This is a genomic window from Pseudomonas brassicacearum (assembly GCF_003732265.1).
In the GTDB taxonomy this organism is placed as follows: domain Bacteria; phylum Pseudomonadota; class Gammaproteobacteria; order Pseudomonadales; family Pseudomonadaceae; genus Aquipseudomonas; species Aquipseudomonas brassicacearum_D.
The window spans coordinates 1-823 of sequence record NZ_MOBK01000052.1 but is presented as its reverse complement, the minus strand read 5'-3'; the positions used below and the strand labels follow the sequence as shown (position 1 = coordinate 823).

General features: G+C 48.6%; 1 protein-coding gene. It reads right to left on the bottom strand.

Annotation, left to right across the window (positions count from 1 at the left end):
• Nucleotides 1–130 precede the first annotated feature (130 nt).
• Nucleotides 131–823: RHS repeat-associated core domain-containing protein (locus BK660_RS29995; protein WP_311202917.1), on the bottom strand; the 693-nt coding region annotated here is incomplete at its 5' end.

The window sequence follows — 823 nt, the reverse complement described above, 5'->3', positions numbered from 1 at the left end:
AAAAAAAACTCTGCGAGTTCGCTATTTATGTCTATGTTTAGCTGTTTTAAAGCCTCGGTAACTGATTGCTTGTCTGTTCGAAGGGTATTGCCCGGCTGATTTTCAATTAGTAATTTTAATTTGGTCGGTATCATTTTGCGGCCTCCGCTGCACGGTCTTTCCAATATTGCGGGACTTCTTTCTTGAAGAGTTCCCTGTTTACAGGCTCATCTGGATGTTGATTGTGGCCATAGGGATGAACCGCTTCCCGGCCTTTACCTTTGAGAGTCGTAAGGTGTGTCTTGCGACTCAACTCAAAAAGCGGTCCCTTTCCGTTCTGCCTTGAGTGATGGAGCTGTAGCTGTTGAGGAACCCCATCTTTCATTATGTAAGGGGCACCGCCTTCTTTTGCTCTGTCTAAGTTCGACATGCCCTTGTGCTCTAAATCCCAGTCAATATCCTGTTGGAAAACCTTATATTCGTTACCGGTGCCTTTACCGCTTGCTTTCCATGTGGTTTCGGTTTTAAAGAACTTTGGATTTTTACCACTCTCGGGTCCAGGGACATCAGGAGCGCCTTCGCTGACCTTTGCGCCATTTTCTGGTGCCTCAAGTCCACTTGGAGGCTTGCACCCATTACCCTCTGGGCAATTATCGAGCCCCAACGGATCCACCCACCCCGTAGGGTTAGGCACATACTGATAGTTGTTCAATCCACCCGCAAGCTTGATCGGATCCGGTGTCAAAAACCGTCCGGTGCTGGGATTGTAGTAGCGGTGCCGGTTGTAATGTAATCCCGTCTCGGCATCGAAATACTGACCCTGGAAGCGCAGAGGGTTGTCGAT